Origin of the sequence: Paracidovorax avenae ATCC 19860 (assembly GCF_000176855.2) — a bacterium.
GTDB classification, from domain to species: Bacteria; Pseudomonadota; Gammaproteobacteria; order Burkholderiales; family Burkholderiaceae_C; genus Paracidovorax; species Paracidovorax avenae.
Genome location: NC_015138.1, coordinates 2,692,935 through 2,708,422, shown reverse-complemented (window position 1 = coordinate 2,708,422; position 15,488 = coordinate 2,692,935). Strand labels below are relative to the sequence as shown.

The 15,488-nt window shown below is 67.3% G+C and carries 10 protein-coding genes; 2 read left to right on the top strand and 8 right to left on the bottom strand.

Annotated features, from left to right (window positions below; translation table 11 throughout):
* The first annotated feature begins 18 nt into the window (after window positions 1-18).
* Complete coding sequence (locus ACAV_RS11910; RefSeq protein ID WP_244875541.1) at window positions 19-2,928, top strand: DEAD/DEAH box helicase; 2,910 nt, start codon at window positions 19-21, stop codon at window positions 2,926-2,928.
* A complete protein-coding gene (locus tag ACAV_RS11905) occupies window positions 2,925-3,440 on the top strand; it encodes an EVE domain-containing protein (protein ID WP_013594822.1) in 516 nt (171 codons plus the stop codon). Before ACAV_RS11910 ends, ACAV_RS11905 begins: the two co-directional genes overlap by 4 nt.
* 6 nt (window positions 3,441-3,446) lie before the next feature.
* Here the strand turns inward: ACAV_RS11905 and ACAV_RS11900 are convergent, their stop codons facing one another.
* From ACAV_RS11900 to ACAV_RS11870, 8 genes are all read right to left on the bottom strand, one after another.
* Entirely contained in the window at window positions 3,447-3,923 is a 477-nt protein-coding gene (locus ACAV_RS11900) for a hypothetical protein (protein ID WP_013594821.1), read from the bottom strand.
* A gap of 124 nt (window positions 3,924-4,047) precedes the next feature.
* Window positions 4,048-4,794 (bottom strand): ABC transporter substrate-binding protein, encoded by a 747-nt coding sequence (locus ACAV_RS11895; RefSeq protein WP_013594820.1) that lies wholly within the window; start codon window positions 4,792-4,794, stop codon window positions 4,048-4,050.
* A gap of 488 nt (window positions 4,795-5,282) precedes the next feature.
* Window positions 5,283-6,368 (bottom strand): IS5 family transposase, encoded by a 1,086-nt coding sequence (locus ACAV_RS11890; RefSeq protein WP_049791218.1) that lies wholly within the window; start codon window positions 6,366-6,368, stop codon window positions 5,283-5,285.
* 68 nt (window positions 6,369-6,436) lie between these two features.
* On the bottom strand, window positions 6,437-6,814 hold the full coding sequence (locus tag ACAV_RS11885; RefSeq protein ID WP_013594819.1) for a VOC family protein: 378 nt from the start codon (window positions 6,812-6,814) through the stop codon (window positions 6,437-6,439).
* A gap of 61 nt (window positions 6,815-6,875) precedes the next feature.
* Window positions 6,876-7,298 carry a hypothetical protein gene (locus ACAV_RS24105; protein WP_013594818.1) on the bottom strand — a complete coding sequence of 141 codons (423 nt, stop codon included), beginning with the start codon at window positions 7,296-7,298 and terminating at the stop codon, window positions 6,876-6,878.
* Between the two features lies 1 nt (window position 7,299).
* On the bottom strand, window positions 7,300-12,324 hold the full coding sequence (locus tag ACAV_RS11880; protein WP_013594817.1) for an RHS repeat-associated core domain-containing protein: 5,025 nt from the start codon (window positions 12,322-12,324) through the stop codon (window positions 7,300-7,302).
* 75 nt (window positions 12,325-12,399) lie between these two features.
* Window positions 12,400-12,834, bottom strand: coding sequence for a DUF1795 domain-containing protein (locus ACAV_RS11875; protein WP_013594816.1), 435 nt, complete (start codon window positions 12,832-12,834; stop codon window positions 12,400-12,402).
* Window positions 12,835-12,869: 35 nt separating this feature from the next.
* Window positions 12,870-15,389, bottom strand: coding sequence for a type VI secretion system Vgr family protein (locus ACAV_RS11870; protein ID WP_013594815.1), 2,520 nt, complete (start codon window positions 15,387-15,389; stop codon window positions 12,870-12,872).
* Window positions 15,390-15,488 lie beyond the last annotated feature (99 nt).

The following is a 15,488-nucleotide window of genomic DNA, read 5'->3' as shown; positions in this document are numbered from 1 at the left end:
TGGCTGCACAATGCCGCCATGCCCCGTCCTCCCGGCGCGCCGCTGCCTTCTCCCCCACCCCCCGGCGTGCCGGATGACTCTGCCGTGCAGGCCTGGGTGGACGCGCTGGGCGCAGCGCTCGGTGCGGAGGCCTTGGCCAGCCTTCCACCCCTGACGGATGTCCAGGCGCGCCAGGCCATGGAACGGCTGCAGGAGGCAGGCGCTGCAAGGCAGGCATCGCTTGTGCCGGAGGCCTCCCCGACACAACACGGCACCTCAGCGGGCGGTGCCGCCACCGTCCCAACGTCCTCCAGCGCGTCCGCCTTCCAACCCCGGCTCACCCTGCGCACGCTGGGCCGCGGCGACGGCCTTCTGGGCATGCGGGCGCACGGCGGCATGGGTCCCCGGGGTGGCCAGGTGACGCTGGCGTGGGTGGACTGGACCTACCGGCTGCAAGATGGGACCCTCTGGACGGTGCCCGCCCCCGCCAGCATCCTCAATACGCGGCCACCTGCGCGCATGGCCGTGCCCGGCGCCGCGGGAGGGTGGCTGCACCGCGATGTGCATGCCGAGGCCGACGCCATGGACGCCCTGCGCGACACGGGGCTCGTGCCGGTACCCGCGGATCGGCTGCAGTGGCGCGGGCCGGGCGACGCACTGGGCCTCGTGGGCAGTGCGCTGCCGGAACAGGCACCTGTGCAGGACGGTGCCGCCGTTGCTGCCATTCCTCCGGGACCGGCGTGGACGCTGCCGCAGGAAGCGGCTTTCGGCGACTTCTGGGCCGACGCGGTGCCGCGCCTGCGGGCCACCGGGTGGTCGGTGGTCTTGGCCCCCGGCTTTGCGCACGAAAGCACTCCGGTATCGCGGTGGCGGCTCATCCTGGACCACGCCACGGGCGAAGTGCTCGGACGGGAGGTCGACACCGCGGAGCCCCGCACGCGGCCCGTGCAGAAGCTGCGGCTGCCGGAGCGCGAGGGGGCGTGGCTGCTGAGCCTGGGCGTGGACATCGATGGAGAAACCCTGGATCTCTCACCCATGGTGGCCGATCTGTTGCGCCGCGACCCGCGATGGCTGGATGCCCGCGCGCTGGCAGCCATCGATGACCACTCCACGGTCCAGTTGCGCGCGCCAGGCGGGCGCCGCATCGACGCACCCGCCGCGCCGCTCAAGGCCATCGTGGGGGCCATGGTCGACCTGCTCACCGACCCGGCGCTGCACCAGCGGCGTCCAGGCGATCCGTTCCGGCTGGGTGCCTGGGAGGCGCGGCGCATCGAGGCCCTGCGCGCGGCACTGGACCAGTCCGTCCGCGTGGCAGGCAGGCAGGCGCACACCGGACACGATCTCGGCTGGCAACTGCTGGGCGACGCGGGACTCGCACAGCTCGCGCAGCGGCTGCGGGACGAAGGCACGCCACAGCCGGTGCCGGTGCCGAACGGCCTGGCCATCACCCTGCGCCCCTACCAGCGCGAGGGACTGGACTGGCTGCAGTACCTTCGCGCCCATGGGCTGGGCGGCATCCTGGCGGACGACATGGGCCTGGGCAAGACCGCGCAGGCCCTGGCGCACGTGGTGGCAGAAAAGGAGGCGGGCCGCCTGCAGCGGCCGGCGCTGGTCGTCGTGCCGACCTCCCTGCTCTTCAACTGGCAGGCCGAGGCCGCGCGCATGGCACCGGGCCTGCGCGTGCTGGCGCTGCACGGCCCCGACAGGGCCCGCGACTTTCCGCGCGCGGCCGCCAGCGACCTCGTCCTTACCACCTATCCCCTGCTCTGGCGGGATGCCGATGCACTGGCGGCGCAGGCCTGGCACCTGCTCATCCTCGATGAGGCGCAAATGGCCAAGAACGCGGGCGGCCGGGGGGCGCGCGTGCTGCGCCGGCTGCGCGCGGAACACCTGCTGTGCCTCACCGGAACGCCTCTGGAAAACCACCTCGGCGAGCTCTGGACGCATTTCGACTTCCTCATGCCCGGCTTTCTCGGCAACGCGCGCAGCTTCGCGCAGCGCTGGCGCAAACCCATCGAGGAGAACGGTGAAACCCTGCGCGCCGAGTTGCTGGCCCGGCGCGTGCGCCCCTTCATCCTGCGGCGCCGAAAGGACGATGTCGCACCGGAACTGCCGCCGCGCACGACCATCACCGAGCGCGTCGCGCTCCAGGGCCGGCAGCGCGAGCTCTACGAGGCGGTACGCACCGGCGCGGACAAGCAGGTGCGGCGTGTACTCGAGCGCCGGGGCTTCGAAGGCGGGCTCATCACCATCCTGGACGCGTTGCTCAAGCTGCGGCAGGTCTGCTGCGATCCCCGGCTGGTCAAGGGGCTGCCCGACGCGCATGGCATGGAAAGTGCCAAGCTGGACCGGCTGGCCGAGCTGTTGCCAGCGCTGGTCGCCGAAGGACGGCGGGTGCTGGTGTTCTCGCAGTTCACGGGCATGCTCGAACTCGCAGGACAGAGGCTGGACGCGCTTGGCCTGACCTGGCTGGCGCTGACGGGCGCCACCGCGCCACGCCAGCGCGCATCCGTCGTGCGCTGTTTCCAGGATCCATCGGCAGAAGGCTCTGCCCCCATCCTGCTGGCCAGCCTGAAGGCCGGAGGGACGGGGCTGAACCTCACGGCCGCCGACACGGTGGTCCATCTCGACCCCTGGTGGAATCCAGCGGTGATGGAGCAAGCATCGGCCCGGGCCCACCGCATCGGCCAGGACAAGCCCGTCTTCGTCCACCACCTGGTGGCCGAAGGCAGCATAGAGGAACGCATGCTGGAGCTGCAGGCGCGCAAGCAGGCGCTGGCGGACGGCGTGCTGGGCCACGACACCACCGGCGTTCCGAAATTCAGCGAAGACGACCTGCACGCCCTGCTGGCCCCTTTGTCGGAGCCGTTGCGCAATCCCCTGGCCATTCCGGAAGATGGTGATCCGCGCTGGGGAGGTACGGGCAGGCGGCGCACAATCGGGCCATGACAGCGCCCGCCCCCACCTCCGACGACAGTGCCGAACCAGGCGCGCCCCGTTACTGGCTCATGAAGTCCGAACCGGATGAATGCTCCATCGACGATGCGCTGGCGGCGCCCGGTGCCACGGTGCCCTGGACCGGCGTGCGCAATTACCAGGCGCGCAATTTCATGCGCGATGCGATGCAGGTGGGCGACGGGGTGTTGTTCTACCACTCCAGCTGCCCCGAGCCGGGCATCGCCGGCATCGCGCGCGTCGCCTCGGGCACGCGGCCCGATCCGACGCAATTCGATCCGGCGTCGCCCTACTACGACCCCAAGTCCACGCCCGCCCGACCCCGGTGGCTGCTGCTGGATGTGCAGGCGCTGCGCAAAACCCGCCTGGTCGGCCTGGCCGAACTGCGGGAACACCCGGCACTGGCGGGCATGCGCGTGCTCCAACGCGGCAATCGCCTGTCCATCACCCCCGTCGAGCCCGGGGAATGGGAGAAGATCGTCCAGCACCTGCTGACAGTGCGGTGACAGGCGTCAGAACCGGAAGTCCAGCGTTTTCGGCTCCTTGTCCACCATCACCGTCTGGCGCTTCTGCTTGCCGGCGGACGTGGCCTCCACCTCATAGCTGCCCGCCGGCAGGTCCAGCAGGCAGACCGGGCCCGTGGCGGTGAAGGAAAGCGCCCCGGCATCGCCCCAGCCCTGGGGAACCAGTTTCACCTGCACGTCCGCCAGGTAGTCGCCACCACCCGCCGCGAACAGCAGCGACAGGGGATGGTACTTCATCGCGGCACGCATGGCAGTGGACTCGTCCAGGCCGATACCGCCGCAGGTGTAGCGCAAGGCATCCTGGGTCTTTTTTTCCGGCAGGGGCGCCGAGGCAGTCGCGGGCTGCTTCGCAGTCTGCTGGGCCAGGGCGGGCCCGGATGCCGAACAGGCCAGCATCACGGCCGCCAGGGCAAGACGGGCGCGGAAAGGGGAAGGGACGGGATGACGGAGCGACAGGAATCGCACGGCGGTTCTCCTTGGAGGCAAAACACCGATGCTGCCGCGTCACGGCTCCACCTGCCTGTCGGTACGGACAGCAGCCCGATGTCGGCCAGCTGCCTGTCGGAGTGGAAATACAGGCGTCAGCGGATCAGGTGGCCGCTGCCGCAGGAGCGACCGACGCGCCCTGGACACCATGCCGCTTCAGCGCTTCTGCCACGAGTCCCCGGGCTTTCATGTCCTCCACGAAATCCCGCAGGCACCGCACAGCCGCGTCCGGCCGGCCGCCGGGCAGGCCCATGGCCTGCTGGATCACCATGAACCGCCCTGGCAGCAGGCGCAGCCCTGCGTGTTGGCGCGCATTGGCCTCCAGCTGCTGCCGCACGCCCGCAGCCACATCCAGCGATTGCGCCAGGAAGGTTTCCACCACTGCCTGGGAATTGGCTGCGCGCACGATCTGCGCAGCCTTCAGTTCACGCGTAAGGAAAAGGTCGTAGGCACTGCCCTGCCCCACAGTGACCGTCGTTCCGGCCTGGTCCACCTGCGCGTTGTCGTGGATGGGCGAGTCGTGCCGCACCAGGTACGCGCCTTCGATCAGCACATAGGGCGCCGTGAAGACGATGCCCTCCCCGCGCAAAGGATCCACCGCGAAGAAACCGATATCTGCATGGCCCTGCCTGACGGCCTGGACCGACTCGGCCGCCTTGTCGAAGACCAGCCATTCGGGCTCCACGCCCAGCTGACCGGCGAATGCACGGGCCAAGTCCACGGACACCCCGTCCGGCTCGCCATCGGTCTTGCGGTGGGCCAGCAGGGGGTTGCCCAGGTTGATGGAGGCGCGGAGCCGGCCGGTGGGGGCCAGGGCGGCAATGAGGTCCGGTGAAATGGATGACGACATGGACAGGAACTCCTGGGCTGTGGGGGGTGACAGGCGATACGGGACTTCATCAGCGGGTTTCGCCATCGGTCGGCAGTATCTCCTGCCGCTGCCATTTTGAGCGTGCGCAGCTTGCCGGTGCGCCGTGCATGAGGTGGCTCGCGCCAGACATCATGGCGCTGACGGTGGCAATGTTGCGGAACAAACATTGGGCACCCGAAGAAGGAAACCTTCACGCACGCAACGGTGCGCAGAAGGTGGCTGCCATTCGATCCGGAACTGGATTTTCGTATTGGACAACATGCCCGGCGTTGGGCGATGCCGTTGCCAATCGACGGAGGCTGTCTGCAGAATCCTGTCAGACCTCGGCACATCAGGGAGCCTCTCACAACCGCCACCAGCCAGTTTTTCCGGCGTGTCGTCAGATTCCAGCGCCCCGAATGCGCTCGGACACCTGCTCGGTGGGTGGGACGCAGCCCATGTACAGGGGCCTTTGCCCCCCGCAAGGCTCACGCTTTTGACGGTTGCAGGCGCACCCGTGCCTTGGCAGCCGATGGCTTGAAGAACGCATCCACTTGCCGATGCAGGAACGACGCCAGGCGCTTGAGGTTGTAGCAGGCAGCCATCATCGTCATCGCCACCGTGGCGCGGGTCTGCCCGATCGTGCGAACGAACTTGCCGCCCAGGTGACGGAGACCGGCAAACACATGCTCCACCTTGGCACGCTTCTTTGCGATGCGCTGGTTGCGCCTTTGCTGGCACTCGCTCAGTGGCTTGCCCGGCCGAGCCCTGCGTTGCATCGCGTCCACCAAGCCCAGCACCTTGAGTAGCTGCTGGCGCTGCCGGCTCGCGTAGGCCTTGTCCGTATGCACTGCACGCCCGGTGTTGTGCAGGTCCAGCACCTCGTCGAAGTGGTGTCCGTCATGCTCGCTGGCCGTGCCCGTGGCGATCCTGCGGATGAAGCCGTGCTTGAGGTCCACGCTCACGCTGAGCTTGTAGCCGAAGTAGCCCTTGCCGTGCTTCTTCGTGTGCGTGGCGTCCACATCCTTTTGCCGGCGCTCGGCCTCGCTCCAATCGGGCGTTCTGCCTTCGGCCAGGGCCTCGCGCTCCTGCCTGTCCAGGCGCTGGCGGGGCGCGGGCACCAGCGTGGCATCGATGGCCTGTCCGCCACGGGCGATGTAGCCATGGCGGTGCAGTTGCGCATCCACACCCTGGAACAACGCCGTCGCCCCGTCAACGCCCAGCCGCTCGCCGAAGCGCCAGATCGTGTTGCGGTCCGGCACGTTCATCGCGTCTTGCAGCAGACAAAAGCGCTGATAGCTCGCCCGGTCCAGCAACTGGTATTCCATCTGCTCGTCCGACAGGTTGTACAGGCGCTTCAAGACCAGGATGCGCACCATCACCTCGATGGGATAGGCCGGCCGACCACCCTTGCGGCCATCGCCGCGCTCGATGAGTGCATCCACCAGCCGCGCCAGCTCGGCGAAGTCGATGTGCCGCGCGATCACCTGCAACGGATCGCCCACTTCATCTCTCTTATGCTGGCGCGACGCCTCGGCAAACAGATCGAACTTCAAGGCGCTGCGAGGAGAGATCATGGCAAGGAGGACGGCTCAGGTCTTGTCGGTGAACAAGGGAGTGGCCGGGTTTTGAGAGGTTCCCATCAGGCAGCGTAAGGGCGTTCGATAATAAAAATATTGCCCGCAGGATCCTTCAGTGTCATGTTCTGGCCCAGAGGCCACTCGAAGAGGGATTGCTTCGTCAACAATTCTGCCCCTGTCGAGAAATTGAAATTCGCCAGCCTGTGGAAAAGAGCCTCGATTTCCGTAACGACCATGGTAAACAGAGGACGGGAAGAGACAGGGGCCGGATCCCCCTCGGAAATGACCAATCCAACGTTCGGGTTTTCCTTCGCGACGATCAGGCGTGAATTCATTCCATAATCAGCTGAAATCTCAAAAAGCGACAGCTCCACGACGTAGAATTGAAGCAGCAACCCGGGGTCTTGAAAAAAAATATTGGGAAAGATGAAAGAAATCATCGAAAATCAAACTGTGCCTCGCATCAGAAATACGGCTTGCAGATATTTTCACAGCCTACCATCAGAGCCTTCTGAAGAAATCCCAATTGCTCATATCGACATCTGAATTTCCGGAATTGCTTTCACCCCTGAACTCCAGACGGTTCATTGCAGGATCAACGACAACAGCGGTAAACCCTACCGGATCGAGGAGAAGCAGTTCAATTTTCGCCCCAGCACGCACCCAGCGATCGCAAAGACCGATGAAGTCGCCTGGCATGAAGATGCTCGCCAGGGATGGTGGGCGAAGCTTGTTGATTTCATCGATATTTTCCACATCCTTGAACTGAAGCCTCAGTGAACCGTCTTCCCGCACCCAGAACTCACTGTACTCACCCGAAAACCCCAGGACACGGCGATAATAATCATTCATCATGGGCTCCCGATCCGGATGGATGGGGAGATGAATGTAGGTCGCAAAACAATCTTCAGAAAAATCCAGCATTTCAGCATCCTGTTTTGGAAGGCGGTCTTCCACTGGGTTTTGCAGCTGCCCGGGCTGCTGCAATGTGGGTGGAGTTACCCTTCATGGGCTTCACACCCAACGCAGAGAGAGTTTCCTTCTCTGCCTTGTAGAAAGAACTTCTGTTTGGAGAGCTGTCTTCTCCGATGTCGATGAATTTATACCCCTCGGCATGTCTGTCCTTGATCCAGTCAATATTCACCTGGATCGCCTTGCGCTCCCATTCCGCACTGCCGAACTCCAAACGACTCGCTCCGGACTTTTTCATCATCGGGTTCCAGTCACCTTGAATCGTCCTGAATTCATGACCTTTCAGTTTTGGATTTTCAGACATTATTCTTGCATATTCATTTACACCGCTTTGGCCTTCTCCAATAATTACATACTTTTCGTGACCAAGCGGATCGATCCAGGATAGCGGATTGACCGCATAGTGCTGCAGGTTGAGCCCACCCGCCAGCCCGATCGGATCCGGGCTGATGAACCGCCCCACATCCGGGTCGTAGTACCGGAAGGTGTTGTAGTGCAGCCCCGTCTCGCGGTCCAGGTACTGGCCCTGCAGGCGCAGGTTCTGCTCCAGCGTGTCCTCGTCCCGGTGCCGCTGCTGCACCGCGGGAATGGCGCTGCCGTCGATGCGCACGGCCTCCCAGCGCTCCTCCAATGCGCTGCCCCAGGTGCGCCAGCTCGCGCGCCAGCGCACCTCGCCGGCTTCGTCCGTCACCTCTTCCGGCAGGCCCGAGGGGTCGTTGTGGAAGTAGCTCACCTGGGCACTGGCGCGCAGGCGGGGTTCGGACGGGGTCTGGGCATGGGCGTGTGCCGGTCCTTGGGCTGAAGCGGAAGCGGCATGCGCTGCCGCGCTGCTGCCGGGCGCGGCCATCGGGTTCAGCGCGGCGTGGCGGCTGCTTTGGCTGCCTGGAGGGCCTCGGGTGCCTGCCGGGCCTGCAGCATCCGCTCCTGCGCTGCCCACCAGCCCGCCGTGCCCGCTGCCCTCCAGCCGCTGCCCATCCGCATCGATGCGCGCCAGCGGCACGTAACTGCCCGGCTCGTACACGTAGCTCACCACCTTCGAGCCGCGCCGCTCCTCGATCAGCCGCATGCCCTCCCAGATGAACTCCGTGCGCCCGAACGCATCCTGCTTGGCGATGCGCCGGCCCAGCGCGTCGTAGCGGAACTCCACCCGCTGGCGCGTGGCCTGGGCCGTGCCCGGGTGGCGCGTGGTCTCCACCGCTACCAACTGGTCTTCATCGTCCCACTCGAAGCGCTGCACCGTGTGCCGCCCGATGCGCTTCTCGCGCAGCCGCGCGAAGCCGTCGTAGGCGAAGCGCTTGTCCTCATACACCCGCACCAGGTTGTCGCGCAGGTAGCCCGTGGAGCCCGTGCCGGAGCCTCCAGGGCCTCCATCGTTGGCCGCCATGCGCGACGCGAGGCTCGCATCCAGCAGGTTGCCCGCCGGGTCGTAGCGGAACACCTCTTCCGAGCGGCCCTGCACGCCCGCGCCCGGCTGCGCCCCGGGGCCCGCGCGCAGCGCCTGCTCCACCCGCCCCGTGGCGTCATAGCGCCAGCTCGTGCGCCCCTTGTGGCTGTGCACGCTCTCGCGCAGCTCGCCCACCGCGTCGTAGCGGTACTGCTTGAGCAGCCCCACCGCCGCCGAGGGGCCGCGCTGGGCGAGCGCCTCCACCTGCTGCTGCCACGCCCCGCGCCAGTCCTCGCCCGCCGCGTCCTGCAGCCCCAGCCCCGAGCGCGTCCAGCTGCCCGTGCGCCGGCCCAGCGCATCCAGTGCGTAACGCGTGGACAGCGTGCCCTGCGTGCGCAGCACCTCCCGGTGCAGCGCGTCGCGCTCGATGTCGGCGATGAGCCGGTGCACCTCGCGCACCGGTTCGGGCAGCACGCCCGCCAGGGCATCGCCTTGGCCGGCTTCGCCCGTCAATCCCTGCTGCGGTGCTTCCGGCGATGCCTCCTGCGCCCTTTCCTCGGCCAGCCCCAGGTTGATCTGGTGCAGGTGCCCCGAGCCGTAGTGCAGGTAGTTCAGGCTGCGCCGCAGCACCGCTTGGCCTGCACGGCTGACCACGGCCGGCAGCTGCGTGCGCGTGCGGTTGCCCAGCGCGTCGTGTTCGTGCCGCAGCGTGTGCACCTGCCCGCTCGCCGCATCCTGCGCGTGCTCGGCCACGATGCGGCCCAGCGCGTCGTATTCGAAACGCGTCGTGTGCTGCAGCTCCAGGGGGGCGTTGTCCGTTTCGGCTTCAGCGCCGGCTGGGGTTTCGGCCTGCTCCCCGGCCTGGCGCCGCCAGCGCGATGCCTCCACCAGCCGACCGCCCGCGTCGTAGCGGTAGCGCAGCACGCTGGCGCCCACCCGCTTTTGCACCAGCCGCCCCAGCGCGTCGCGTTGCAGCTCCGTGCGCCGCGGCACCTGCGCGTTTCGGGCTGCCGGGCCTTCCCGCAGCGTGCCGTCCTGCGCCTGGGTCTCCAGTTCATGGAACACGTCGTCGCCCCGCGCCGGGTGGTGCACCACCGCCACCACGTGCCCGTCCGCGTCGTATTCCAGCCCCACCCGCGTGCCGTCCAGGCGCTCTTCCTCCACCAGCCGGTCCGCATCGTCGTAGCGGAACCGGTACACGCCACCGTTTTCCGTGGCGAGTGCCGAGAGCCGGTGTGCGCCATCGTGCGCCGCGCCGATCTCCCGGCCCTGCGCGTCGCGCCGCCACAGCAACTGCCCGCGCGCGTTGTATCCGTAGCGCGTGCCCCGCGAGAGCGCGTCCGTGTGCTCCACCAGCCGCCCGCCCGCGTCGTACTCGAACCCCTGGCTGCTGCCATCGGGCAGCCTGAGCGAGCGCAGCAGCCCGCGCGCATCCACCACGCCCTGCGTCTGCTGGCCCAGCGCATCGGTCACCGATTGCAGCTGGCCCCAGCCGTCCCAGCCGTAGCGCGTCGTGCGCCCCGAGCAGTCCGTATAGCGCACCAGCAGGCCCCGCTCGTTCCATTGCAAGGTCCTGGCCCCACCCAGGGCGTCCTCGATCTGCACCACCTGGCCCTGCGCGTCGTAGGCGTAGCGCGTCACCCCCCCATCGGGCGCCGTCTCCTGCACCAGCAGGCCCTGGCGGTCGTATTCGTAGCGCCACGTGGCGCCATCCGGGCCCGTGGTGCGCAGCGGCTCGAACCACCGGCTGTCCCAGAGCGTGCGCGTGAGCCGCCCCAGCGGGTCCACCACGCCCGTCTGCATGCCGTTGTCGTCGTACTGGAAGGTGGTGCTCGCCCCCGAGGGCCGGGTGCACGACAGCAACTCGCGCCGCTCGTTCCACACGAGCCGCCACGTGGCGCCCAGCGCGTTGGTGTAGGCCGTGAGGTTGTGCCAGCGGTCCCACTGCCAGCGCTCCTCGCGCCCGAGCTGGTCGGTTGCGCTTGTCCAGCCACCGGCCTCGCTGGCGGGCCCGCTATCGAAGCCGCCATCGAAGCCATAGGCGATGGCGTAGTTCTCGCCGTCCTCCGTCCAGTGCCGCACCACCCGGCGGTCGCGCAGGGGCCGGCCATCGGGCCCGCGCGCACCGTCCTGCCGCTCGGGGCCGCTGGCCTGCGCCGCATCCTCCCAGGCGTAGTGGCACGCGAAGCCGGCCGCGTCCTCCTGGCGCACCATCAGGCCTTCGGCGTAGGCGAAGCGCCGCACGGTCGCGCGCGTGCGGTCCTGCACTTGCGTGAGCTGGCCGCCCGCGTCGTAACGGTAGGTCGCCAGCAGGCCCAGCTGTTCGCCCGGCGCGGCCTGCACGAGGTGGATCGCCACCACCCGCCGGCTGCCCGGCTCATAGTCCAGCCGCAATAACCGGCCCAGGTGGTCCGCGATGCCCGCCAGGCGCCGCTCGCCGTCGTAGCGCAGCCCCACCCAGTGCCCGAACCGGTCCCGGATGCGCAGCAGTTTCAGCACATGCGTGCCCGCTTCCTGCGGCGCCGGGCCGAACTGGTAGGCCACGTGGTCGAGCTCGCCCACTTCGTAGTGGCCGCCCGCCGTGCAGCCCAGGGTGAAGCCCTCGCCGACGTTGAAGAGTGCCGTGCCCGGCTCGACATCCGGCAGCCCGATGTGCCGCCCTTGCGGGTTGACGTAGGTGATGCGCGAAGGCGGCGCACCGGCGCCCGGCCGCTCGACGTGCAACTCGATCTCGTAGGGCACGCTCCAGCCCGCGCCATGCAGGCTGCCCTCCCGGTGGTCGTGGCTGCTGTAGAAGCGCCGCCAGGCAATGCCCAGCGGCCCGGGCAGCACGAAGTCCGTGTCCTGGCTGCCGTCCAGCACCTTGCCGCCCGTGGCCGGGTGCACCGGGTAGCCGATCAGCGCACGGAAGCCCCGCCCCAGCGCGTCGCCCGCCATGCCCACCACCGCCCCCAGCGCCAGGCACCCCACCTTGCCCAGGAAGTTGCCCCGGCCCATCGCCAGGCCCACCCCGATCTCCAGCGCCGTCTCCCACCACGCCCGGTCGTCGGCGATCTCCAGGTACGCCGTCTTGTTGCCCCCCACCAGCACGTCGTCCGAGCCGCTGGCGATCTGCGCCGCGCACATCATCTTGTCGCCCTTGCGCGCGGCCGGGTACGTTTCGATGAAGACCGAGTCCGAACCCTCGGCGATGAAGTTCGGGTTCGGCTGGCCATGGTCGCGGCACACGGCCGCATCCGCCACCGCACGCATCGCCGCGCGGCCGTTGATGCGCACCGTCGCCGCCCCGCGGATGCCCAGCGTGCCCGTGATGTCCAGATCCCCGATGTCCTCGGTCATCTCCTGGATCTTTTTTTCCTTGTAGTCGCTCCAGCCCGTCGCTCCCCCGATGAACCCCGCCAGCAGACCGCACGCCAGGATCGCACCGCACCCCATCGTCGCCACCGACACCCCCGCCGCCAGCGCCACCACCCCCGCCACCAGCAGCGTCTCCACCATCCCCGACGCCAGCCTCAACCCCACACGCGCCAGCCTCGCCCACACCGACACGTGTCCTATCTCGTCCGCCTGCCTCGCCGCCGCCATGCCTCCCATGCTGGTGTCTCCTATCTGGTGTTTTCATCGGCGGCGCGCATGCGGCAGATTCCGGGCACGCGCACCGTGCGCCCGTCACTGGCGCAGCACGAAGCTGGCCAGCACGCCGTCCACCTGCCGCAGGTGTTCTTCCGTGAAAGGCACGGGCAGGGAAAAGGTCAGGTTGAGCACCGTGTGCCCATCAGGCAACAGGAACAGCGACTGCACGTGATGGACCATGCGTCCTTGCTGCTTGTAGCTCACCGTGAATTTCGAGCCGCCGATCTTCTGCTCGGGCGCGCCGAGCATGGCCGGCTGCACCTCGCCCCTGCTGAACTTGGCGACCTGCCGCGACAGGTCGCCGAGCTGCCGCTGAAGGAATTCCGGCGGGGTTTCGCCGGATTCGAGCAGATCCTTGGAAATGGCGACGGTCATCTCGCCCGTGCCGGGGGTGGGCGCGAGCAGGTGCACGGTGCGGTCGGTGACGTGGTCCGGGGCTTCGATGTGGCCTTCTTGGAAGTGGTAGCGCATGCGCGTTCTGCTTTCTCTGGTCGATGGGGCTGTTTTCAGCAATTCAGGTTGATCTTCTTGCCGAACTGGTCGAGGTCGTCCTCGAAATTGAAGACGCCCTTCACGCCATTGAGCACGATGGTGCCGTCGGATTTGAGCGTGATGGAAGCCTTGCCGCACACCAGCGTGATGCTCTCGCCCGCCACCTCGGTGATGTGCTTGCCCGCACTGACGAAGACCGTGTCGGTTTCCGCGCTGACCACGGTGTTCTCCTTGGCCAGCAGGTGGGCATTGAGCGCCGTGGACGACACGGTGATGTTCTGTTCCGCCACGAGGTTCATGTGGCCGGTCTTGGCGACGGAAGCCACGTCGCCGGCCGAGACGATATTGGTCTGCCCGCCCTCGGTGACATGGGTGAACATGCCGCTTTTGGCCAGTTGGGTCAGCTGGGCACCGCTCGATACGGTGACGTGCTGCTGCGCGCGCACCGAGGTGCTCTGGCCGGAGCTGACCACGATCGGCTTGGGGCTGATGAGGCTCTGGCCTTCCGGGCTCACGATCGAGACCACCGGCTTGGTAATGTCCCGCGACAGGTCCATCAGGCTGCGCGCGTCGGCCATGGCGGGGTCGGTGTCGGTAGGCATGGCGGTTTCCGCGCCACCGCCGCCTCCGCCCGAAAGCGCCGAGGCCATCTTGGCGAGGGAGGCCGCTCCACCCGCACCGCCACCCGTGATCGCGGCGATGGCCGATCCCAGGCTGGAGATCTGCGAGGACTTCGCCGCATTGAGCGTACCGATGGTGGATTGCGCCGAGGAGACCGCCTGCCCGGCTTCCTGCATGAGCGAGGCAGTGTTGGCCAGCGTCGCCCCCATGTGCTCGAAGCCGTCGGGATTGTTCACCGAGACGCGCGATGTGAAATCCTGGTTGTACGTGGTGATGAGCAGGCCCTTGTCCGCCCGGATCGAGCCCCACAGGTCCGTGCGCAGCTCGAAGCCATAGCCCCGCTGCGACCCCGTGCCCTGGTGCATCAGGTACCCCATGTTCAGGTACGTGTTGCCGTACGTGTTCGACAGCTCCAGGTGCTCTATCCCCTTCTGGTCCTCGAAGCGCAGCATGCTCGCCCCGCCTCCTCCCTTGCTCCAGCGCGTGAGCGTGCCCGACTGCGTCTTGTGTTCCGGCAGCTTCCACGGCGGCATCTGGTCCGCGTTGTACACCCGCCCCGTGATGATCGGCTGGTCCGGGTCCCCGGAGAGGAAGTCCACGATGACCTCCTGGCCTATGCGCGGCAGGTAGATGCTCCCGTAGTTCTGCCCCGCCCAGCCCTGCGATACCCGGATCCAGCAGCTGGACTGCTCGTCGAACTTGCCCTGCCGGTCCCAGTGGAACTGCACCTTCACCCGCCCGTACTGGTCCGGCCAGATCTCCTCGCCCGGCGGGCCCACCACCACCGCCGTCTGCGGCCCCGTCGTCTTCGGCTTCGGCGTCACGCGCGCCGGCGTGTACGGCAGGCTCGTGGGCTGCGCCTGCAGCGTGAACCGCTGGAACGAGCCCTCTTCCTGCACCGTGCCCTTGCCCCCCGGGTTCGCCGCGCTCACCCGCGGGTTCTCCTTGAAGTGGTACTGCAGGCCGGTGATCAGGTACTGCTGGTTCTGGTCCCCGCGCGGGTAGTTCTCCAGCGTGAAGAGGTAGCCCGTCGCCAGCGACCGGTGGCGCGATTCGCCGCGCACCGTGCTGCGCCCGCTCAGGTTCTCCTGCAGCCGCACCCGCGCATAGGCTTCTCCGTCGCCGAACTCCGTGTAGCCCCCGGGCCACTCGTAGGTTTCGTAGGCGTCGTGGCTGTGCCCGGGCGGCATCTGCCGCATGTTCGCCAGGTCCGCCTTGGGCTTCTTGAAGTCGTAGTCGTCGTTGTAGAAGCGGCCCGAGTGGATCTCCTCGTGCAGCTCCCAGGCGTGGATGTTTTCGCGGTCCGCCGTGGCCGACTTCTCGGGCGGATAGAACGGAATCGTGGCCGCCCCGGGCAGCGGCTGGTGTGAGGCCACGATGTCGTCGGCCAGCGTCAACGTGTGCTGGCCCTGCGCATGCTGGTGGTAGTAATAGATGCCCTCGTGCTCCATCAGCCGCGAGACGAACTGCAGGTCGCTCTCGTCATATTGCACGCAGTATTCCCATGTGCGGTAGCTGCGGCTGAGTTTCTTTTCCATCGGATATCCGTACGCGCCCAGCACCTCTTCGATGATGTCGGGCACGCTCTTGTTCTGGAATATCCGGAAATCGCTCTTGCGCGAGGCCAGCCAGAGCCAGGGCTGCAGCCGCAGGCGGTAGGCGTAGAAGCGGTGGTCCTGCCCCTGCGTACCGAAGCGCGTCACGATCCCGTCGAGGTAGCGCCGGCCTCCGCCTTCGGTCTCCACCACCACCGTGGCGCTCTTGCCCAGCAGGGCCTTGGGGTCGATGCTCTTGTCTTCGCTCAGCAGGTCGATGTCGAGGCTGAAGACCTGGCTCAGTTCCTCCCTGCCCCTAAGCTCCCGGAAATTCAGCGCATCGCCCAGCGGGGTTTGAATAGTGACTCGACGTGTCATGGTGCAACCAAACGTATTAAAAGTATTATTTGTTTTCCTATTTCAGGAAATGGTGCCAGCGCCAAATCATAGCCGTGATTGCTTCGCCGGCAATCATGG